We start from the raw sequence: 20,498 nt of genomic DNA on the forward strand, positions 1-20,498 counted from the left end.
GCGAACGCCTTGGGAAGAATACCCGAGATATTCGCGCTATCCGCGCGACGCGTCCTCCCCCTTCTTTACCGGCGAATGGACGAGGCTTGGAACTGCGCGACTATCTCAGGATCCTTCACCGCAATTGGATTCTTGTCCTATCGCTGACAATCCTCGGCGGCGCGGGGGCTTTTGGGTGGTCGCTTCTGCAGACCCCGACCTACGAAACGAGCACCGAGCTATATGTCTCGGTTCGCTCGGACAGTTCCGGCGTCAGCGAACTGGTGCAGGGGACCAGCTTCGCGCGTCAAGCCGTCGTGAGCTTCGTCGATGTCGTCGACAGTGCGGTCGTCCTCGACCGCGTCATCGATGACCTCAACCTCGACACCACCCCACAGCAGCTCGCTCGGTCGATCGACGCGTCCTCCCCGACGAACTCGGTCATCATCACCGTCCGCGTCTCGAACACGAATGCCGAACAGGCCGCGGCGATCGCGAACTCGGTCGGCAGCAACTTCGCCGACGTCGTGGTGAACCGACTGGAGAAGCCCGACGGCGACGCCGCCAGCCTCGTCCGCGTCGAGACCATCGCTCCCGCGCTGGTCCCCACCTCCCCCTCGTCACCCCACACCCCGCTGAACATCGCGATCGGCATCGTGGTCGGACTGGCGCTCGGACTGGGAATCGCGGTTCTGCGCTCGGTCCTGGACACGCGGATCCACTCGCTCCACGACATCGAAGCGGCCACCGAGGCTCCCGTGCTCGGCGGAATCGCCCTGGACCCCGACGCCAAGAAGCGGCCCCTCATCGTTCACGCCGACCCGCGCAACCCGCGCGCGGAGTCGTTCCGCAGCCTCCGCACCAACCTCCAGTTCATCGACGTGGACGGGGAGTCGCGCTCGTTCGTCGTGTCCAGTGCCGGCCCTGGCGAGGGCAAGTCGACCACGACCGCGAACCTCGCGATCGCCCTCGCCGAGACCGGTGCGCGCGTCGTCCTGGTCGACGGCGACCTGCGCCTGCCGCGCGTCGCGGACTACATGGGCATCGAAGGCGGCGTCGGGCTGACGGATGTCCTGATCGGCCGCGCCGAGCTCGTCGACGTCCTGCAGCAGTGGGGAACCGGCAAGCTCTTCGTCCTCCCCTCCGGCCGGACGCCTCCCAACCCGTCGGAGCTGCTCGGCAGCCAGGCGATGCAGCGGACGCTCGAAGCTCTCGCCGGCGCCTTCGACTACGTGCTCGTCGACGCTCCCCCGCTCCTCCTGGTGACGGATGCCGCGGTCGTCTCGCGCTTCACCAGTGGCGTCCTCATGGTCGCCGCTTCAGGAACCACGAAGAAGCCGCAGCTCACCGCCGCCGTGGAGAAGCTCGACGCGATCGGGAGCCGCCTGTTCGGCGTCATCGTGACGATGCTTCCGTCGAAAGGCCCCGACAGCTACGGCTATGGTGCGTACTCCTACAGCGCTCCGGACGAGAAGACCCCCGCGGAGCCGAAGACCGATCGGCGTTCACAGCGCCGGGGGGACGCGAAGTGACCTTCTCGATCCTCTCGGTCTGCACCGGGAACGTGTGTCGCTCACCTGTCGCCGAGCTATCGCTCGCACGGGCGCTCGCGCCCTTCACCGACGTCGTCGTGCAGAGCGCGGGCGTCGGTGCGCTGGTCGGACGCGGGGTGCCCGAACCGGCTCAGCGGCTCGCCGCCACGCTCGAGATCGACGCGGCACAGCACGTGGCGCGTCAGATCGATGAGTCGATGATCCGCCAGGCGAGCCTCATCGTCGCCATGGCGCGTGAGCACCGGCGATACGTGGTCGAGACTCTTCCTGCGGCCATGCGACGGGCCTTCACCCTGCGCGAACTCGCCCGCATCGCCGAGGCAGTCGACGATCGACTGCCCGCAGCCATCGCTCAGGCCGGCGCGACGACCGCGCAGGACGGCATGGCGGCTGCGGTCGCCCTCGCCGCCTCGTTGCGCGGCACGGTGCCTCCTCCCGCCGCCCCGGAGGAATTCGACGTGATCGACCCCTTCCGACAGAGCGACGAGGTCTACCAGCGCTCGTTCGACGAGTTGATCCCTGCCGCCGAACGCGTGGCCGCTTACCTCGCACGCGCTGCCCGGCTCGCGACGTCCGCCTGACGAGAGTTTCCTCGTCGCGGCGTCACATCGAGGCGACGAAGTCCGAGATCGAGGTCTCGAACTCGATCTCCGGCACCCACGAGGTCTCCTCGCGGAGACGTGTCGCATCGCCGGTGACCACGGACGGATCGAGCGCTCGCACTTCCGCGATCTCGACCTCCGGGCGGGGGATCCCCAGAACCTCGACGAGCTGATCCAGCACGTCCCAGCCGCTGCGCGACACCCCGCTGGCGACGTTGTACACCGCGTGCCGGGGGGTGTCGCACTCGAGGAGCCGCACGTACGCCGCGGCGACGTCTCGCACGTCTGTGTAATCGCGCTGCGCGTCGAGGCTTCCCGCCCGCAAGACCTCTCCAGGCTCCAGATCGCAGAGCTTCTGCGCGAGGTCGGGAACGATGAAACCCTCACGCTGGCCAGGGCCGATGTGGTTGAACGGACGAGCAACCGTCATGGGAAGACCGCGCTCGCGATAGTACGCAGCCTGGTTCTCCACCAGCACTTTCGACACGGCGTACGGCGACCCGAAAGAAAGAGCGGCATCTTCGGCGAGCGGTGACACATCTCCCGCCCCGTACACCGCACCTGAGCTCACGACGAGCACGCGGCAGTCCTGTGAGGAGTTCAGGATCGGTTCGCCGACGTTCGTCATCATCGCGCTGTTGGCGGAGATGTACAGCTGAGGATCATCGAAGGACGGCCCGACCGCAGCCAGTCCGGCGAGGTGGACGACGTCATCGACTCCGTCGATGTCGAGGGGATGCCGTCGAAGATCGTGCTCTCGCACGTCGACGCCCTCGACCGGCGTGGCCTGCGTCGCCACGCCGCTGACGCGAGCGCCGTGCTCACGCAGCTGCGCAGCGAGGATCTGCCCCACGAACCCCGTCACACCCGTGACGAGCACGTGGCGCCCATGAAGGGAACCCATCAATTCTGCGGTGCCGTCCGGTGGACCTCGAGGTCGTGCGCGACCATTCGACGCACCAGCCCCTCGAAGTCGACCTCGCGGCGCCAGCCGAGTACCCGCTCAGCCTTCGCGGGGTTGCCGAGGAGGATGTCGACCTCCGCCGGACGAGTGAAAGATTCGTTGCGCACGACGTAGGGATGCCAGTCCTCGATGCCGACCTCGGCGAACGCACGGTCCAGGAACTCCTCGATGGAGTGCGTCTCCCCCGTCGCGAGGACGAAGTCGTCGGGCTGCGAGTGCTGCAGCATCTGCCACATCCCTCGGACATAGTCCCCCGCGTAGCCCCAGTCGCGCTTCGGCCACAGGTCGCCGAGCTGGATGTTGTCGGCGAGCCCCAGGGAGATTCGAGCGACCGCGTCGGAGATCTTGCGCGTGACGAACTCGACGCCGCGCCGTTCGCCCTCGTGGTTGAAGAGAATGCCGCAGGAGGCGAAGATGCCGTAGCTCTCGCGATAGTTGCGCGTGATCCAATGCGCGTACAACTTGGCGACGCCGTACGGGCTCCGCGGGTGGAAGAGCGAGTCCTCGTCGTATCCCAGCCCGGGACGGTTGTAATCGAGTCCGCCGTACATCTCGGACGTCGACGCCTGATAGAAGCGCGTGCGATCCGCGCGGCCCGTGATGCGGATCGCCTCGAGGCAGTGCAGAACACCCTTGCCGGTCGTGTCGAGAGTGAGCACGGGGTTCCCGAAGGAGTATCCGACGTGGCTGATCGCCGCCAGATTGTAGAACTCGTCGGGGTCGGCGAGATCGATGGCACGGATCACGGACGATGCGTCCAGAAGATCAGCCTCGACGATCGTGACCTCGGGGAACTCCGCCGAGAAAGCTGCGCGCTTCGGATTGTTTTGCCCACGGACGATACCGAAGACGGAGTATCCCTCGTCCAGAAGCAGGCGTGTGAGGTGCCCGCCGTCCTGGCCGGTAATGCCCGTGATCAGTGCAGACTTCGACGTCACGTCGTCCCTCTCCTCGGTCACTTTGTTCATTGTGGAACACAGCGACGCCATAGTATCTACGGGTGACAGCAACCATCCCCCTGGCCATCGCTCACGATTACGTCACGCAGCGCGGCGGTGCGGAAAAGGTTGTGCTGGCATTGCACCGAGCGTTCCCCGACGCCCCCCTGTACACAACACTGTACGAGCAGAGCAGCTCCTATCCAGAATTCTCCGACGTCGACATTCGCGCCTCGTGGCTGAACAGGCTCGGAATCTTCCGTCGGAATCACCGCTTGGCGCTCCCATTCCTCCCGCTCGCCGCACAGTCCGTGACGATCCCCGCGCAGTGCACGATCGCGAGTTCCAGCGGCTGGGCTCACGGTTTCGCCACGGGCGGCGCCAAGATCGTGTATTGCTACTCCCCCGCGCGGTGGCTGTACCAGACGGACACTTATCTCGGCACGGATCGCGGTCTGCGACGAGTGATGCTTCTGGCGCTGCGGCCCTGGATGAAGCGGTGGGACAGACGGAAAGCGCGAACGGCCACGACCTACTTCGCCATCTCGACCGTGGTGCAGGAACGCATCCGGGACACCTACGGCATCGAGTCCGAGGTCTTGCCCGCGCCCCATTCCGTGGACGCCGACGCCCCGCAGGAACCTGTGCTGTTCGACGATTTCCCCGACGAAGGTTTCTACCTCTGCATTTCTCGGCTGCTCCCGTATAAGAACGTCGACAAGGTGGTCGATGCGTTCCGCGAGCTCGACAAGCCATTGGTGGTCGTCGGCTCCGGGCCAGAAGAGCGACGCCTCGCCGAGATGGCGCCCCCGAACGTGCGTATGGCGAAAGGTCTCACCGACGCGCAGATCCGCTGGCTGTACGCGCGCAGCGCCGCAGTCGTCTCGGCGAGCTACGAGGACTTCGGGCTGACGCCGATCGAGGCGGCGACCTTCGGCAAGTCCTCCATCGTGCTGCGATGGGGTGGATTCCTCGACACCATCGTGGAAGGCGAGACGGGGGTCTACTTCGACGTCCCCGAGGCTTCCGCGATCGCGCGGGCCGTGCGCAAACACGCGGAGACCGCATGGGACTCGGCGCGTCTCATCGAACATGCGAAGACCTTCAGCGAGGAGAACTTCGCGCGACGCCTCCGCCAGGAGATCGAACGGGTATCCCCGTCATCGCTCCAGCCCGGGGCCGCACGGTGACGCTCCGACCCGTCTTCATCGACCACACGTCCGAACGGGGCGGCGCCGAGCTGGCTCTTCGCCGCATGCTCTCCGCACCGGCCGACTGGCATCCTGCGCTCGTCTGCCCGCCCGCTCGGGAGACGGACGCGTACGCCGGGCTGCCTCCGACGGTGGCCGTCGAGCGACGGGGCCCCGCGCAACGCTCCCGGGTCGACAGCGGATCGGCGGTCATCGGGGCGGCGCGGCTCGCTTGGGGCATGCTGCGCTCTCTCGTCGCCGTCGTGCGGTCTCCCTCGGTGCGGCGCTCTGACGTGCTGGTCGCCAATACTTCCCGCTCGAGCGTCTACACCGCAGTAGCCGGTCTGATCACGCGCAAGCCTGTTGTCGTCCACATCCGCGACCTCGTCGAGCCGGAGGCGATCGGCGGACTGGCGACGGCTTTGCTGCGGCGGATCGTGCTCCCGCGAGCTGCGGGAATCGTGGCCAACTCCCGGGCCTCCCTCGCGACCGTCACACCGTTTCTCTCCGCGCGCTGCCTGACCGAAGTCATTCCGAGCCCGTCCGGTCTGCAACGTCGAAGCGCCCCGGAGATGCGCGATCGGGTCACACGCGTGGGATTGGTTGCTCGCATCGATCCGTGGAAGGGGCAGGATCTTCTCCTGCGCGCGTTCGTCGAAGCCTTCCCCCTGAGCACCATCGAGCTGGTCTTCTTCGGCGCCGCAGCGTTCGGCACGGACGATTACCTCGCGCATCTGCGCGCACTGGCGAAGGAGCTGGGCGTCGAGGATCGCGTGACCTTCGCCGGCCATGTCGATGATGTGTCCGACGCGATCGATCAGCTCGACATCTGCGTGCAGTGCTCGGTGCGGCCGGAGCCGCTGGGGCAGAACGTGCTGCAGTACCTCGCCGCAGCCAAGCCCACCATCGTCGCGGACGAGGGTGGGCCCGTCGAGTGGGTCCGCGACAATGAGAACGGTCTGGTTTTCCGCGCGCGGGATGCATCGTCGCTCGCGTCCTGCATGCGACGGTTGGCCGAAGACCACGGGCTTCGCGAGCGCCTCGCCGTCGCAGCCCTGTCGACACCCGGACTGTCGACCGACACCGAGGTCACCGCCCGGATGGGCTCGTTCCTCACGCGCGTGGTGGAGGCCGCATGAGTCCTCGCATCTGTTTCGTCGCTGCGCCTCTGATCGCGAGGAGCGGCGTCTACAACTCGACCGTCGAGGCGGTGGGCGCCGCGCGTCGTCGCGGACTTCCGTGGACCGCCGTCATCGGCGTCTCACGGGAGGCCGCCGGGACACCCACCGACGACGACGGGGTGATCGAGTACTCCGTCGAACCCGGGGGGCTCGGGGGCGTGCGCGATCTCGCCCGTCACCTCCGCTCCCTCGCGGTCGTCCGAGAGGCCGACCTGATCATCTCGATGATCCCGCAGACAGACATGGCGCTCAGCCTCACGTCTCTGCCGTGGATCGCCTACCTCCGCGGTCTGCCCTGGCCCGCCGCCGGGGAGTCATCCGCCGCCAAGGCGGCGGTGTGGCGCGCACTGGAGTCCCTCGCGCTGCGCCGACCTCTGGAGGTGTGGGCCACCACCCCGCTGCTCGCGCGGGAAGTGGGCAGCGTGGTCGACCGCATCGTGCCTCCGGGACTTCTGCCTCCCGCCGGCCTCTCTCGGCAAGACGACGGTCGCTCGTTCGTCTGGGCAGCGCGCTACGGCCGCGACAAGAACCCCTCCCTCTTCGTCGACGCCCTACGAGGGCTTCCGGCGGCGTCAGGCACCATGTACGGCACGGGCCCGCTGCAGGACGACATAGCGCAAGCCGCGCCGAAGAACGTCCGCGTTGCAGGGTGGGCGTCACGCGAAGACCTGTGGACAGACGCCCTCGCGTATGTCGGCACGTCGACCCGCGAGGCCTTCGGGCGCAGTGCCGTCGAGGCGGCCATGCTCGGCATCCCGGTCGTCGTGTCGGATCAATTCGGCTGTGCGGAAATGCTCATCACCGACCCGGAGCTGAAACGACTGTGCGTCCTGCCCACAGACGACGTTTCCGCGTGGACCAGCTCACTTTCCCTTCTGCATTCCGATCGCGGATTCCGCGAACGCCTCGCCGAGCATGTCAAAATGAATGCAGACGGTCTCACCATCGATTCGGCTGTCGACAACATTTCGGAAGCATCCACCGCCGCGCTGTCCCGGACCCGGCCCCGTCGGTGACGGGAACAGAGGGGACAGGGATGCCCGCGCCCCGCGAGCGAGAGGCCCCCATGCCCGAGACAGGTGACACGGTCTCCGTCGTGATCCCCACGCACCTGCGCGCGGAGTTCCTGGGAGACGCCATCCGATCCGTGCTCACTCAGACGCACCCCGTGTCCGAGGTCGTGGTCGTGAGCGACGTGCCAGACGCCGACGCCGCCGCGGTGAGCGCGTCCGCGGCCGAGACCTCTCCCATCCCCGTACGGTACGTGGAGCGCGTCGAAGGCCCGCGCGGAGCGTCGGGCTCGCGCAACCACGGTGCCGCCTTGACGACGGGCGACGTCATCGGTTTCCTGGACGACGACGACATCTGGGAGATCGACTTCGTCGCGAAATGCATGGATGCCATGACGAAAGGGCACGTCGATCTCGGGGTCAGCTGGATCGTCGAGTTCAGCGACCAGCACGAGAAACCGGGCCATTCGATGGATGACGGTCTGCGCGCCGACCAGGTTCTCGCCATCAATCCGGGAATCACCGGTAGCAACTTCTTGATCCGTAGGCCGGCGTTCGTCGCCCTCGGCGGATTCGATCAGGACCTCCCCGTCAAGAACGACACCGACTTCTTCGCCCGTTTCCTTCGCGAGGGGCGCACGTACGCGGTCGTACCGGAGAGGCTTCTCCGGCAGCGAAAGCACCGCACGGGACAGCTGACGGCCGTCAACGAGGCCCGAGCTCGCGGGACGGAACTGTTCATGGCGAAGCACAAGGACTATCTGTCGCCCTCGGACCGGCGAGAACTCCGCCAGCTGGTCCATCGCATCCGATCGCGCTGCTCGCCGCACCCGGTCGCCCGCGCCTACCACCTTGCGTGGGTAGCCGCGCTCTACGGTCCCACGGGCCTGATCCGTAAGCTCCGCAGCGGACGGCAGAAGTCGGCCTACGAGGTGGCCGGATTCTCGGAGCCGCAGACCTGACATGGCTGGGATCTCGAAGAAGCCTCGCGCTCGTCCCAACACGTGGTTGGGAACCCCTCTCACCGTCATCTACAGCGTCATGGCGGCGTGCCTGCCGGCATCGCGCACCGTGTTCGGGACAGACATCTTCCTCCAGGTCGTGGTGCTCGGAGCGATGGGTCTCGTCCTCACCGCTCTCGGCTACGTCGCCCGACCGCCGCACGCATGGCTGTGGATCGCCGGAGCAGTCATGATCCCGGCTGCCGGTCTGATCTCCGGAGCGAACAGCTCGGTGAGCTCGTCGCTCCTGGTCGGACTCATCACCGCCGTGATGATCGTCACCCAGGTGTGCGTCTTCACCCGTCTGGTCGATGAGCGTCCCCCCGCGGTCCGACACATCGTGACGTGGTTCATCGTCGGACAGACGATCTCCGCTGTTGCGGGTGTCCTGCAGCTTCTCGGCTTCCGCGTCGCCGAGGGTCTCATCTTCGGCCGCGCGACGGGGCTGGCTGAGCACCCGAACACGTTGGGGCTGATGGCGGTCATCGTCATCCTCATCGGTCTCGGAGCATGGAAAGGGGCGCACGGGTTCGTTCGGATCGTCCTGGTGGGTGTGATGGCGCTCAACGGCGCAGCCCTGGTCGGAACGGGCAGCCTCAGCGCCATGCTCGCGCTCGCCGCAGGCCTGTTCATCGGAATCCTCGCGGCACGTAAGGTCATCGGAACCGCGGTCACCGGCATCCTCGTCCTGGCACTCGCGGGTGGCGCTCTCGCGCTCTCGAACGTCGAACAGACCTTCCTCGATTCCATCTTCTTCCGCATCGCCGTCGTGACCGGTCAGTCGAGCGGTGGCGGAGGCGCGGCGTCGCTCGAGGTCCGCGAGCTCACCTACGCGTGGGCGTGGGACTGGATCGACAGAAGCCCGATCCTGGGCGTGGGACTCGATCCGCGTAACTCGGGGACCTTCGACGGTGTCACAGCCGTTCACAACTACCTGCTCCGCGGGTGGTATCAGGGCGGCATCATCTACGTGACATGGCTCGCCCTCCTGACCCTGACCGTGGTCTTCGGCATCGTCATCTCGGCGCTGCGTCGACGCTCGGATCCATGGGCGGCATCGATCGCCTTCGGCATCCTCGTGTTCGCCTTCACCGCCGCGTTCCTGAACCAGCCTCAGTATTGGATGCCATTCCTGCTGGCGTTCGTTCTCTCCTCCCGACGGACGTCGTCGCCCACCGACGAGCCGCTGCCGGAAAGCACCCCGAGATCGAAGCGACCGAAGCGGAGAGCCCTCGCCACGACGGGAGCGACTCATTCCGTCTGAACGCGTGCCTTTCCCTCGGGCCGCCCCGGGCATGACACGTCGCGAGTCGCTGGCCGCGGGCCTCGCGGCCGTGGCCGCGGGTGCCGTCGCGGGCAGGTGGGCGTCGGCGACGGCGACGGCACCGCCCCAGGCACCCGCCGAAGGACAGCCCCCCGTACGCCCCGACGAGGTGTACCTCTTCGTCACGTCATCCGGGGATGACGCGAACTCCGGGATGCAATGGGCCGAGTCACTGGCAACGATCGACGCGGCTCTGCGGCGGCTCGGAACCTCGGTCGGCACCGTCATGCTCGCCCCGGGTGACGCCTTGACCGTCCAGGAGACGATCGAACTCGATGTCTCGCGCCATCGCATCGTCGGCGATCGCAGCACGATCGTCTTGGCCGACACGGGCACAGGGCTTCCGCTGATCCGATGCCGCGGTTCGGCCCTCCAGCCGCTCCACCAGCCGTGGGCCGTTCTCGAGGGCGTCGAGCTTCAGGGCCCAACACGAGACGGCGATCACGTGGGCATCGCCTTCGAGACGCGCCCTGCGGACGGTAAACCTGCCGCAGCGCACATCGAGATCCGCAACGTCTCGGTCCATGACTTCGGGACAGGTGTCTCCATCGGCGACAACAGCTATTGCCTCACCTTCTCGAACTGCATGGTGGGAAAGTGCGGGACATGCGTCCTGATTCCCGATGTGATCGTGAACGCGGGGGAACGAATCGAGTTCTCGGGGTCGACGATCTTCGACTCCGAGGTCGGGCTCGACGTGCGCTCCCGCGCCGCGGAGATCTACTTCCTCGGCAGTTCTCTCGACTATTGCCGAACGCTGGCGACGATCGAGGACGGACAGATCCACGCTGTCTCATCGCATCTCGAATTCGATCGTTCGCGTGCGGATCCTCCGCTGCGCGTGTCCGGGACGAGCGGTGCCTTCTCGATGGTCGGAGGAAAGCTGACCGGTGTGACGAAGTCCCAGGAGATGAGCGTCACCGCCATCGTCGCGAACGATGCCTCCAGCACCGGCGGCGCGTCCTTCGCCCATGTCTGGATGACCAACCTCTCGACCACGACCGGGGACTTCTCGTCGGGAGCGGGACACACGTCGATCGTCGGCGAGCTGACCTCGGAGGCCCCGCACCGAAGCTTCACCGTCGTCGGCGAAGCGAACAACCTGCTCCTGGACGGCTCGTTCGCGCAGAAGGACCTCGTCGACGACTGGCTCTGGGAGAACGCCTCTGGCGTCCTCACCCCCATCGACCGCCCCACGATCCTCTCGCTCAATGGAGGATCCGGCCTGTCGATCACGCCAGCGACGGCCGGGACCGGGGAAGCCGTCACTCTCGTGGTCCCGGCCACGTCGCGCGGCTTAGCCCGATGCCGCTACTCGCTCACCGCGTCGGATGACGCAGCGGGGCAGGTCGAGGTGAGCTTCCGCGCCGGCCGACTCGCGATCGGACGGACGCCGCGCACCGTCGGGCTCGCCGACCTCGGTTCCGCGACGGCCTACGACGTCCCCGACCTGCGGAGGACGTGGACGGTCGGGCGTTCTCCGCTGCCCGTCCGGCGCCTCCCGTCGGGGGCCACGCACATCTTCCTCACCCTTCGTCCGAAGAACGTTCCGGCCGGCAGCACCGTCGCCGTCGGAGCCGTGAATGTGTGCGTGACCTGAGCGCCCGTCGCATCGGCCGACCTACCCCGGCGCAGAGGCGCACGCAAATTCGAGTCGATTTCGCAAATCAGTCAGAATGATTGGCGGATCGTTCCTCTTGACCGGAAGAAGAGACATGACCGCTGCACCTTCTGCTGGTCCGTGGTACCGGCGGGATATCACCGGTCTGCGCTCGATCGCGATCATTCCTGTGGTCGCTTTTCACGCGGGTGCCTTCTTCCTGCCCGGCGGGTTCATCGGCGTCGATGTCTTCTACGTCATATCCGGGTTCCTGATCACGACACTCCTTGTCAACGAAGCGGAGACTTCGGGTCGCATTCGGCTCGGGAACTTCTGGGCGAAGCGTGTTCGACGACTGGTGCCCGCCCTCGTGGTCGTGATAGCCGTTTCGCTGCCCGTGTCGGCTCTGCTGTCGTCGGTGCTCAGCTGGGACGACCTCGCGCGGCAGGCCGTTGCGTCCGTGCTCTATGTCGCCAATATCCTCTTCTGGCGGGAGTCGACAAGCTACTTCGACACCGGAAGCGCCCAGAGCCCGTTCCTGCATATGTGGTCTCTCGGGGTGGAAGAGCAGTTCTATCTGGTGTGGCCGGTCCTCGTCATCGGCGGCATCTGGATCGCCGCTCGGCGGTTCCGGTTGCGGTCCGTCTTGACGGTGACCTTCGCCGTCGTCTTCGTCGGCTCCCTGGCGCTCTCGGTCTTCCTCACGCCCCGCGATCCCGACGCCGCGTTCTACCTCCTCCCCACTCGAGCGTGGGAGTTCGCGGGAGCCGGTCTCCTGGCCCTCGCTCCCACCGAACGCCTCGTCCGTTCTCGCGCGTCCGCCTCGATCATCGGGGTGGCGGGGCTCGGCATTCTGGTCGCGGGGATGCTGACCATCAGCGAAGCGGACCTGTATCCGGGTTACCTGGCGTTGGTGCCATTCGTCGGAACGATCCTGCTGATCGTCAGCGGGGCGGGAGCCTCGTCGATTCTCCGCCCCGTCTTCGAGAGCAGACCGGCGGTATGGATCGGCAACGTCTCGTACTCGTGGTACCTCTGGCATTGGCCGCTGATCGTCTTCGCGGCGGCGCTGTTCCCGGGGAATCCCCTCGCGATGGCGGCCGCCGGTGTCCTGTCACTCGGTGTCGGTGCCGCAAGTTACTACGGTATCGAGCGGCCGCTTCGTTTCGCTCCGGTTCTGACGAAATCGCTCCGCCGCACCTACCTCACCGGCGCGGTGGCGACGGGGGCTGTCGCGGCCCTCGCGTTCGGCGTCTTCGGAGCGGGTGCCGCCGTGGCATCCGCACCGCCTTACCGGGGGTATGCGCAGGCCGCCGAGACGCTTCCCGCTCGCGACTGCGGAGACGGCGTCGTCGAGTCGATGAACGGTGTGGACGTGTGCGTCCTCGGAGACCCCGACGGCACCGCCATGATCGCACTGGTAGGCGACTCCCACGCCGGTCACTGGCGGGCCGCGATGACAGAAGCAGCCAGGCAGGGTGGCTATCGCCTCGTCGTGCGGTGGAAGAGCGCCTGTCCGTCGGCCCCCGTCCCGGTCGCGGACGAAAAGGGAGTGCAGGACCCCAGCTGCGGCACCTTCCGCGAAGAAACGACGCGGATCCTGGCCGCGGCCGACCCCGACCTCGTCGTCATCTCGAACTCGCTCGGCTACTCCGGCAAGGTGCTCTCCCCCGGCGGGGGTCACCTCGATCTCGACCAGGAGCGCGGGGCATGGAGTGCGGCGCTCACAGACCAGATCACTGCGCTTCGCGCACAGGGGTCTCGAGTGGCGATCGTCGACGACAATCCCCGCTTTCCCGAGAATCCGACCACGTGTCTGTCCCGTCTGACGGCGACACCCGAGGGGTGCGGGTCCACCAGGGCCGAGGCATTGGCGCCGTTGGAGAACCTCGGACGTGCGACGGCGGACGTGATCGCCGCGCAGAACATCGCGCCGCCGTTCTCGATCTCCGACCTTATCTGCGGACCGGAGATCTGCCACGCGGTCGATGACGAAGGAACGCCCGTGTTCCAGGACCACACCCACCTGTCGCGCGCATGGACCATGAAGCGCACACCGGCGCTTCTCGCCTGGCTCCGCGAGAGTCTCGCTCAACCGGCTCCCTGAATGTCCGACACCGGGGCGTCGACTCAGGGCAGAACGCGATCCAGCTTCTCCTCCAGTGCTGGTGCGAGCGCGCTCGCGAAGGTCTTCGTCATATGGTGCGCGTCACGCGTCACGAGGAAGTTGTCGACGATCGGGTAACACTTCTGCTCGTCGCAGATGCGATCGGTCAGATCGATCCAGTCGGCGCCGTCCGTGTTCTCCTCCGCCTGACGGACTCGATCGTCGAGCGCCTCCGACCGCGGTACCGCGCACGCCGACGTGTCGTCGACGTGGGCGGAGAGGCACAGCGCCGGAGTGACCTGGAAATCCGGGGTGTCGGCGAGGATCACGACGCGAGACTGCGAGGGAAGCTCGGCGATCGTCTTCGCGAGAGCCTCACTCCATGCTGTGCGGGGATCCGCTTCGCCGCCCAGGCGCGATGTCGCGAAGTTCGCCAAGGCGATGACGTCGGGGGGATCCTGTCGCAACCGGTCGATCACAGCGCGCCGCCAGACATCGCACGAGGGCCGCTGCTGCTTGACACGTTCCTCGGCGTACAAGACCGAGCCGCACGAGGACTTCGAGTTCGAATTGAGCCGGATCTTCCCCGCTTCGGCGAGCTCATCGAAGGCGGGGAACCAACTGGCCGCGTGCGAGTCTCCGAACAGTACGACGCTGGGCGCACGGTCATCGGTTCCGAACCAACATCCGTCCGAGTTCGAATCGCCCTCCTCCTGATGGCAGCCATCGGAGTACACGATCGCATTGTCATTCCCGGACGCGCGAAGAGGCGGGGCGAGGTTCGCCGGCACAAAAGGCGGAACGGTCGGAGGGACCGTGAGGGCGGCGGAGACCTGAACGTCGCGTCCGCTGCTGACCGGGGTCGCGTTGGTGACGAACATTCCCGTCAGCGCCACGGCGGCGACGACTCCCGACGCTGCGGCGGTGGCCCACAGGGTGGTCGCGGGTCGTGCTTTCTTTGCGCGGGTCGACGTTCGGAAGGGCTCTTCGATGAAACGGAAGCTCAACCATGCGACCGGCACGGCGGCGAGACCGAGCAGCAGCGTCACCCACACGGGCAAAGGGTGGTCGTAGCCCACCGCCGCCTGAGGGATCTGGAGCAGCGGCCAGTGCACGAGATAGAGGGAATAGGAGATCTTCCCGATGAAGAGCATCGGCGAGAGGCTGAGTATCCGCGCCGGCGACCACTTCGTGGCCTGGCTCCCCCCGATGATGAGCGCGGCCGTTCCGAGCACCGGGAGCAGCGTCGCGGTGCCGGGAAAGGTCGTGCTCGACGTCAGGACGAAGCCGCTGCCGATGACGGCAGCGAGACCGACCCACGCGCCGATCCCGGCGAGTCTGGTCGTGGCCCACGCCGGTCGACGCAAGAGCAGGGCCGCGACCAGCCCGCCCGCCGCCAGCTCCCAGGCCCGGGTGGGGAGGGAGAAGAAGGCCCAGGGCTGCACGCGCGCCACCAAGAGCAAACAAGCGATGAACGAGAGAACGCCGACGGCGAGGATGACCCATGTCAGCAGGGCGGCGCGGCGCCGGAGAGCGAGGAAGGATCCCGCTAGGAGGGCCGGCCACAGCAGATAGAACTGCTCCTCGATCCCCAGGGACCAGTAGTGCTGGAACAGCGAGGGGATGGTCTCTGCGAGGTAATTCGTCCCCTGCGCGGCGAAGAGGTAGTTCGGCACGTAGAGCGCCGTCCAGACAGCGCCTTCCAGAACCTGGGTGAACTGCAGCGGGTTGACCCAGATCGCCGAGGCCACGACGGTGGCGATGAGGACGGCGAACGACGCCGGCAGAATACGACGCGCCCGACGAGCATAGAAATCCGCGAAATGGAGGCGACCGTCCCGCTGGAGCGTGCCGAGCAGGTGCGTCGTGATGAGGAATCCGGAGATAACGAAGAAGACGTCGACACCGACATATCCGCCGCTGAGGACGGCGACACCGGAATGGTAGAGAACGACCAGCAGGACGGCGATTGCTCGCAGCCCCTGGATATCCGTCCGGAATGCGGACGAGTCCGGGGGCGTTCTCATCGCAGGGGCACCGGTCTCTCTCTCAGGTTGACGTCCAGCCTACGGTGCCGACGGAGACGATTGCGCCGGGCGGGCACCTCTCGGGCACGGTTCGCGCCTGGGATAACATCGAGGAATGCCTCATGTCTTCGTCGCCGTGACCGGTCAGGAAGACAATCTCGGTGATTCGGTTCTCCGCCGCGGCCTCCTCAACGCCCTTCGACCGTCGGGAAGCCGCCTGCACATTCTCACCGGCAAGAATTCCCCCGCATACTGCAGCGCTCTCGGTCTGAGCAGCGATGATGTCGTGTTCACCGACACCAAAGCGTGGATGTCGGCATTCGATCGGTCCGTGGCGTCCTCCGAGCGCACCCACTTCGTCTTCAACGCCGGCGAGGCCCGCATCGAGCGGGCGCACTCTTATATCGGCGCCAAGTTACTCGCCAGGCTGACGGCCACCCGCGCTCGCGGAGGGCGCGTCGTCCACACCGGTATCGGCATCCGGGCCGCACAGGACCGCCGGACGACTCTGGCTCGTCTCGGCCTGCGGACAGCGTCGATCGTCACGTGGCGCGACCAGGTGTCGGCCGACATCACCGGAATCGGCCGCGTCGAACCCGATTGGGCCTTCGCCCTCGGAAGCCGGAGCGCCGAGAGCGTCTCCGGCGACCGACCACGACTCGTGGTGAGCATGCGCGGCGACCGGGATGAGCCCGGTGAGGGCTGGTACGCGACGGTGCGCGGGCTCGCCGACGCCGCTCAGCTCGAGCTTCTGGTGGCATCTCAGGTCGTGCGGGACAACGATCGCGCGCGACGGATCGCCGCTCGCCTGGGCGACGTCGAGGTGTCGACGTGGGACGAAGGCGACCATGCCCAGCGGGAGAGTGAGATGCGTGCGATCTTCGCTGGTTCGCGCGCCGTCGTGAGCGACCGGCTCCACGCTCTCGTGATCGGAGCCACCGAGGGGGCGACGCCGCTCGGTTTCACCGCGACCTCGCCGGAGAAGGTGCGGCGAACGCTCGCGGTCGCCGGCTTGGAGAAAGCCTGCGCCGGCGTCGACGACTTCTCGGACACGGAGCGGGCGACCACCGCCTTGCTGGCGGCTCTGAGCATGGACACCGATCGCCGGTGCGCGTCCGCTCGGGAGCGGTTGACCTCGCTCACGTCCGAGATGACGCGGGCACTGTCGTGACCGCGGCTGCCCATCGAGGGCGACCGCAGTGACGTCGACCCTGTCCTCGAGCGCCGCTCGGGGCGGTGCGGTGACTCTGGGGTTCCAGGCCGTCCGCCTCATCATCATGTTCGGGTCGCTCGTCGTCCTGGCGCGGCTGATCGATCCCGCTTCGTTCGGCCTCATGGCCATGGTCACCTCGATCATCGGCGTCGCCGAGATCTTCCGCGACTTCGGTCTCTCCATGGCGGCGCTCCAGGCGCGGGATCTGACCCGGGGCCAGCAATCCAATCTGTGGTGGATCAACTTCGGGATCGGCTTGCTGCTGACATCCATCGTCTTCGCTCTCGCCGTGCCTATCTCGTCGTTCTACGGAGAGCCCGATCTGGTCCTCGTGGTCCAGGTGATGTCGGTGACGTTTCTTCTCGGCGGAGCGTCGACGCAGTTCCGCGTTCACATCAACCGGGGCCTGCGGTTCGTCGCCCTCTCGATCACCGACGTCGTGCCGTACCTTCTCTCGACCGTGCTCGCGATCGTACTGGCTGCCTCCGGCGCGGGCCTCTGGGCTCTCGTCGCTCAGCAGGTAGGTACCGCCGCCTTCGGCCTCGTCCTCGCGGTTGCCTTGGCGCGATGGTTCCCGGGTCTGCCTCGGCGCGGCGAGGACATGTCGACCCTCCTCCGTTTCGGCGTGAGCCTCGCAGCCACCCAGGTGCTCGGATACGCCACACGAAACCTCGACAGCATCTCCATCGGCCGGGTGTGGGGGGCCGTCGAGCTCGGGGCCTACGACCGCGCCTATCAACTGATGGTTCTGCCGATCAATCAGATCAACACGCCGTTGTCGCGCGTGGCTGTTCCCGTGCTGTCGCGCTTGAAGGGGGAAGCCGATCGTCTGATCGCCTACGTGCGCCAGGCGCAACTCGTTGCCCTGTACGTCACGGGCGCGATCTTCTCGCTCCTCGCCGCTCTCGGTCCGCAGATCGTTCTCTTCGTGCTGGGCCCGGACTGGGGTGATGCCGGAACCCTGGTGAGCCTTCTGGCAATTGGTGGCGTCTTCCGCTCTCTCGTGCAGATCTGCTTCTGGATCTACATGTCGCAGGGGTATGCCACGCAGCAATTGCGCTACTTCCTCGTGTCGCAACCCCTGCTCATCGGCACGATGCTGACCGGTCTGCCTTGGGGGGCCGACGGGGTCGCGCTCATGTACTCCGTCGCCTACGTCCTCTACTGGGCCGCGTCGCTCATGTGGGTCGGACGGGTCGCCTCCCTCAACGTCGCCCCCATGTTCGTGGACGTCGCCCGGGCGCTCTTGATCTTCGCCGCTCCCGGCGCCGTGGCCGCCTACGTCGTCGTCCACCTGGCAGGGCAGCTCCCCTCTCCGATCGCCCTTCTTCTCGCCCTGCTGGCGGCTATGGCGTGGTATGCGCTCTCCTGGCTCCTTGTGCCGCGAGTTCGGAAAGACCTGAATACTCTGAGAGCATTTGGTATGAAGGCATTGTCGCGGAAATCAAAATAGCCAGCCGCGTTCTCACGAGGTGATCCCCAGGGGGCCGAGGGAAATGACCGAAGAACGTTCTGGATTTCCCGATCGACGTGCTCTGCTGGGGCTCGGCACCATCGGTGTCGCCGCCGGCGTCGCCGGTAGTGTCCTTCGCCCGCAGCCCGCGCACGCCGCTGATCCGGTGACCTCGGTGAACGGCAAGACCGGTGCCGTCGTGCTCACGGCAACAGATCTGGATGCTGTGCCGACGTCGGAACTACGGTCCTTCGTGACCGTGGCGAGCCCGGATAGGTTCCCTGGAATCGATCCCACGGGAGCCGCCGAATGCGCGGCGCCGTTCCAAGCCGCACTCAACGCCGTCGCTCCGGGGGGCACGCTGTTCGTCCCGCCCGGACGATACCGCCTCGGGGCTTCGCTCCAGGTCCCCCCCAACATCACGATCTCCGCGCCCCATCGTCAGGCCGTTCTCGTCAGAGACGGGCACAAGGGAATCATCGTGCGGGCCTACGGTTCGCACAGCGCGCCCATTCAGACCACGGAGAACCCGGCGCGGGTCGAGGTGACCGAAAACGGACAGGTGACGGGCGTGATGCAGGTGCGCCTCGCGTCCGCGCCGAACGGCTGGAACCGTGGCGACATCGTGAAGATCTTCGCCGACGACGCCATCCCCGGCAGCAGACGCACCGAAGGTGCCAGCAGCATCCCTCGCGTGGGCGAGTACATGCGCATCCACTCCGTCTCCGGCACGACCGTGCAGCTGAACGGCTGGGCCTTCGAGAATTACACGTCGAACGTCCGGTTGGCGAAACTCGACGACAAGACCGTCGCGATCGACGGGCTCGCCTTCGACGTGAGCGACGCCAGCTTCGCCAGCACGGATGCACCCGAATGCGTACTGCGCTGCGACTCGCTTCGGTCGCCCCGCCTGACGAACGTGCGCATCATCCGCGCGGCCGGAATCGCGATTCAGATGCGCTCCTGCGCTGGCTACTACATCGAGAACGCCGAGATCACCACGGCAACGGACAACCCCAGCGCGGGCGTGTTCGGGTACGGAATCCACGATGTCTCCTGCAATGGCGGCCTCGTCGTCGGTGGCATCGCGCGATATGTGCGTCACGGCTACAGCGACAAGTCGACTGAGGTGCCGGCGAACAGCCAGAACACGATGATGTACGGACGCACGCTGTTTCCCCGAATCACGGGCATGCAGGTCGTCGGCGCGTCGTCCGCGGGCTTCGATACGCACCAGGAGTCGTACGGCGTGCACTTCGACGGCTGCATCGCCCGCGCAACGACGAGCAGCGGTTTCAGTCTCCGGGGCAGCGGCCACCGATTGACCAACTGCTCGGTGATCGGTGGACCGATCGCCCTCCAGGTGTTCACCGAGACCTCAGGCGGCCGAGGTACGGGCGATACCCGCCACATCACGGTCGACGACTTCCGCACCGAAGACAGCAGCACCGTCGTGCAGTGTTCGATCCGTGAAAGCGCCCATGATCAGCGCGGCATCCAGGACACGGAACGGAACTTGACGATCAAAGGACTGCACGCTCGGGGTGCACGGCGACTCGCCCGCATCACGAATGCCCGGGTCCGCATCACCGACTTCGACGTGACGGCGTCAGATCTCCCCGAGTTCGCCTTCATCCAGAACACGAACAGTCGACTCGACCTCATCGACGGTCTCGTAGATCTGGAAGCGGTGACAAAGGTGGAGAACAACCGCAACCGCATCCTTCGCTCCACGACCGACAGCCCCTCCCCGGGCTCGCGTGTTCTGATAAGGGGACTCCGCGTCCGCGCGAGCACGTTCTATGCGACGCAGTGCGCCGTCGGGCCGTTCGAGACGGACGTGACGACCGACATCGACGCTCAGGTCGAGATGGAGACGCCCTTCCCCGTCATGCCGGGAAATCTGGGGGCATCTCCGCGATGCACCTTCGGATGGACCACATGGGTGCAGGAGGATTCCGCAGCGTCGCTGTCGTCGTCGGGCTCCGCCACGTTCATCAACGCCGCACTCTCCGGCTCGCTGCGCGCCGCCACCCGCGCACCGGACGAGTTGATCCTCCTGCTGGCCACACTCAGCGACGGCGTCTCTCGCGATCTCGGCAAGCTGGAACGAGGGCGCAAGCTCGGACAGCGTCTGAGCATCCTCGTCGCGCGCGCGGACAACGGGGCGACTCTACGCGTCCGCAACGGATCGGCCTACGGCGTGTCGCTCGGGTCGCAATCCTCGATCACGCTGGGCAATGGCGGGCAGCTGCATCTCTTCTGGGGCGGGTCGACCTGGCGCCTCCTGTCGTGACGTCCGCACCCAGCGACGATAAGCCGCCCGGCCACCGATCACGTCTTCACGCCCCGGAAC

Annotated in this window: 15 protein-coding genes; 12 read left to right on the forward strand and 3 right to left on the reverse strand. The window is 66.7% G+C overall.

Annotated features, from left to right (window positions below; genetic code table 11):
• The first annotated feature begins 86 nt into the window (after positions 1 to 86).
• Both MTES_RS04530 and MTES_RS04535 read left to right on the forward strand, forming a co-directional pair.
• Positions 87 to 1,511, forward strand: coding sequence for a polysaccharide biosynthesis tyrosine autokinase (locus MTES_RS04530; protein WP_013584020.1), 1,425 nt, complete (start codon positions 87 to 89; stop codon positions 1,509 to 1,511).
• Complete coding sequence (locus tag MTES_RS04535) at positions 1,508 to 2,113, forward strand: low molecular weight phosphatase family protein (RefSeq protein ID WP_013584021.1); 606 nt, start codon at positions 1,508 to 1,510, stop codon at positions 2,111 to 2,113. The genes MTES_RS04530 and MTES_RS04535 overlap by 4 nt, the downstream gene beginning before the upstream one ends.
• 22 nt (positions 2,114 to 2,135) lie before the next feature.
• Here MTES_RS04535 and MTES_RS04540 read toward each other — a convergent pair whose 3' ends face one another.
• Together MTES_RS04540 and MTES_RS04545 are read right to left on the reverse strand one after the other, a co-directional pair.
• On the reverse strand, positions 2,136 to 3,038 hold the full coding sequence (locus MTES_RS04540; protein WP_013584022.1) for an NAD-dependent epimerase/dehydratase family protein: 903 nt from the start codon (positions 3,036 to 3,038) through the stop codon (positions 2,136 to 2,138).
• Positions 3,038 to 4,057, reverse strand: a complete 1,020-nt coding sequence (locus MTES_RS04545) for a GDP-mannose 4,6-dehydratase (RefSeq protein ID WP_013584023.1) — start codon at positions 4,055 to 4,057, stop codon at positions 3,038 to 3,040. Before MTES_RS04545 ends, MTES_RS04540 begins: the two co-directional genes overlap by 1 nt.
• Before the next feature lie 41 nt (positions 4,058 to 4,098).
• Between MTES_RS04545 and MTES_RS04550 the strand changes: the two genes are divergently transcribed.
• The 7 genes from MTES_RS04550 (at position 4,099) to MTES_RS04580 (ending at position 13,449) form a co-directional block, all read left to right on the forward strand.
• Positions 4,099 to 5,226, forward strand: a complete 1,128-nt coding sequence (locus tag MTES_RS04550) for a glycosyltransferase (RefSeq protein ID WP_013584024.1) — start codon at positions 4,099 to 4,101, stop codon at positions 5,224 to 5,226.
• Complete coding sequence (locus MTES_RS04555; protein ID WP_013584025.1) at positions 5,223 to 6,365, forward strand: glycosyltransferase family 4 protein; 1,143 nt, start codon at positions 5,223 to 5,225, stop codon at positions 6,363 to 6,365. The genes MTES_RS04550 and MTES_RS04555 overlap by 4 nt, the downstream gene beginning before the upstream one ends.
• A gap of 200 nt (positions 6,366 to 6,565) precedes the next feature.
• Complete coding sequence (locus tag MTES_RS04560) at positions 6,566 to 7,423, forward strand: glycosyltransferase (RefSeq protein WP_158309746.1); 858 nt, start codon at positions 6,566 to 6,568, stop codon at positions 7,421 to 7,423.
• Positions 7,424 to 7,473: 50 nt separating this feature from the next.
• Positions 7,474 to 8,379 carry a glycosyltransferase family 2 protein gene (locus MTES_RS04565; protein ID WP_043361019.1) on the forward strand — a complete coding sequence of 302 codons (906 nt, stop codon included), beginning with the start codon at positions 7,474 to 7,476 and terminating at the stop codon, positions 8,377 to 8,379.
• Between the two features lies 1 nt (position 8,380).
• Positions 8,381 to 9,682, forward strand: a complete 1,302-nt coding sequence (locus MTES_RS04570) for an O-antigen ligase family protein (protein ID WP_013584028.1) — start codon at positions 8,381 to 8,383, stop codon at positions 9,680 to 9,682.
• A gap of 4 nt (positions 9,683 to 9,686) precedes the next feature.
• Complete coding sequence (locus MTES_RS04575; RefSeq protein WP_013584029.1) at positions 9,687 to 11,342, forward strand: hypothetical protein; 1,656 nt, start codon at positions 9,687 to 9,689, stop codon at positions 11,340 to 11,342.
• A 115-nt stretch (positions 11,343 to 11,457) separates the two neighbouring features.
• Positions 11,458 to 13,449 carry an acyltransferase family protein gene (locus tag MTES_RS04580; RefSeq protein WP_013584030.1) on the forward strand — a complete coding sequence of 664 codons (1,992 nt, stop codon included), beginning with the start codon at positions 11,458 to 11,460 and terminating at the stop codon, positions 13,447 to 13,449.
• A 23-nt stretch (positions 13,450 to 13,472) separates the two neighbouring features.
• On the opposite strand, the gene MTES_RS04585 is transcribed toward MTES_RS04580, so the two are convergent.
• Positions 13,473 to 15,476 (reverse strand): acyltransferase family protein, encoded by a 2,004-nt coding sequence (locus MTES_RS04585; RefSeq protein WP_013584031.1) that lies wholly within the window; start codon positions 15,474 to 15,476, stop codon positions 13,473 to 13,475.
• A 115-nt stretch (positions 15,477 to 15,591) separates the two neighbouring features.
• On the opposite strand from MTES_RS04585, the gene MTES_RS04590 reads away from it, so the two are divergent.
• The 3 genes from MTES_RS04590 to MTES_RS04600 are packed head-to-tail and all read left to right on the forward strand — an operon-like array spanning position 15,592 to position 20,438.
• Positions 15,592 to 16,647: a polysaccharide pyruvyl transferase family protein gene (locus tag MTES_RS04590; protein WP_050901749.1), complete on the forward strand. Its 1,056-nt coding sequence runs from the start codon at positions 15,592 to 15,594 to the stop codon at positions 16,645 to 16,647.
• Positions 16,648 to 16,675: 28 nt separating this feature from the next.
• A complete protein-coding gene (locus tag MTES_RS04595; protein ID WP_043361024.1) occupies positions 16,676 to 18,142 on the forward strand; it encodes a lipopolysaccharide biosynthesis protein in 1,467 nt (488 codons plus the stop codon).
• 43 nt (positions 18,143 to 18,185) lie between these two features.
• Positions 18,186 to 20,438, forward strand: coding sequence for a twin-arginine translocation signal domain-containing protein (locus MTES_RS04600; protein ID WP_013584035.1), 2,253 nt, complete (start codon positions 18,186 to 18,188; stop codon positions 20,436 to 20,438).
• Positions 20,439 to 20,498 lie beyond the last annotated feature (60 nt).

It is taken from the genome of Microbacterium testaceum StLB037, from assembly GCF_000202635.1.
Classification (GTDB): Bacteria; Actinomycetota; Actinomycetes; order Actinomycetales; family Microbacteriaceae; genus Microbacterium; species Microbacterium testaceum_F.

Excerpts from the sequence above, each read along its gene's own strand:
- MTES_RS04600 (WP_013584035.1), top strand. The coding sequence starts at position 18,186 with ATGACCGAAGAACGTTCTGGATTTCCCGATCGACGTGCTCTGCTGGGG.
- MTES_RS04540 (WP_013584022.1), bottom strand. The coding sequence starts at position 3,038 with ATGGGTTCCCTTCATGGGCGCCACGTGCTCGTCACGGGTGTGACGGGG.
- MTES_RS04570 (WP_013584028.1), top strand. The coding sequence starts at position 8,381 with ATGGCTGGGATCTCGAAGAAGCCTCGCGCTCGTCCCAACACGTGGTTG.
- MTES_RS04590 (WP_050901749.1), top strand. The coding sequence starts at position 15,592 with ATGCCTCATGTCTTCGTCGCCGTGACCGGTCAGGAAGACAATCTCGGT.
- MTES_RS04585 (WP_013584031.1), bottom strand. The coding sequence starts at position 15,476 with ATGAGAACGCCCCCGGACTCGTCCGCATTCCGGACGGATATCCAGGGG.
- MTES_RS04565 (WP_043361019.1), top strand. The coding sequence starts at position 7,474 with ATGCCCGAGACAGGTGACACGGTCTCCGTCGTGATCCCCACGCACCTG.
- MTES_RS04580 (WP_013584030.1), top strand. The coding sequence starts at position 11,458 with ATGACCGCTGCACCTTCTGCTGGTCCGTGGTACCGGCGGGATATCACC.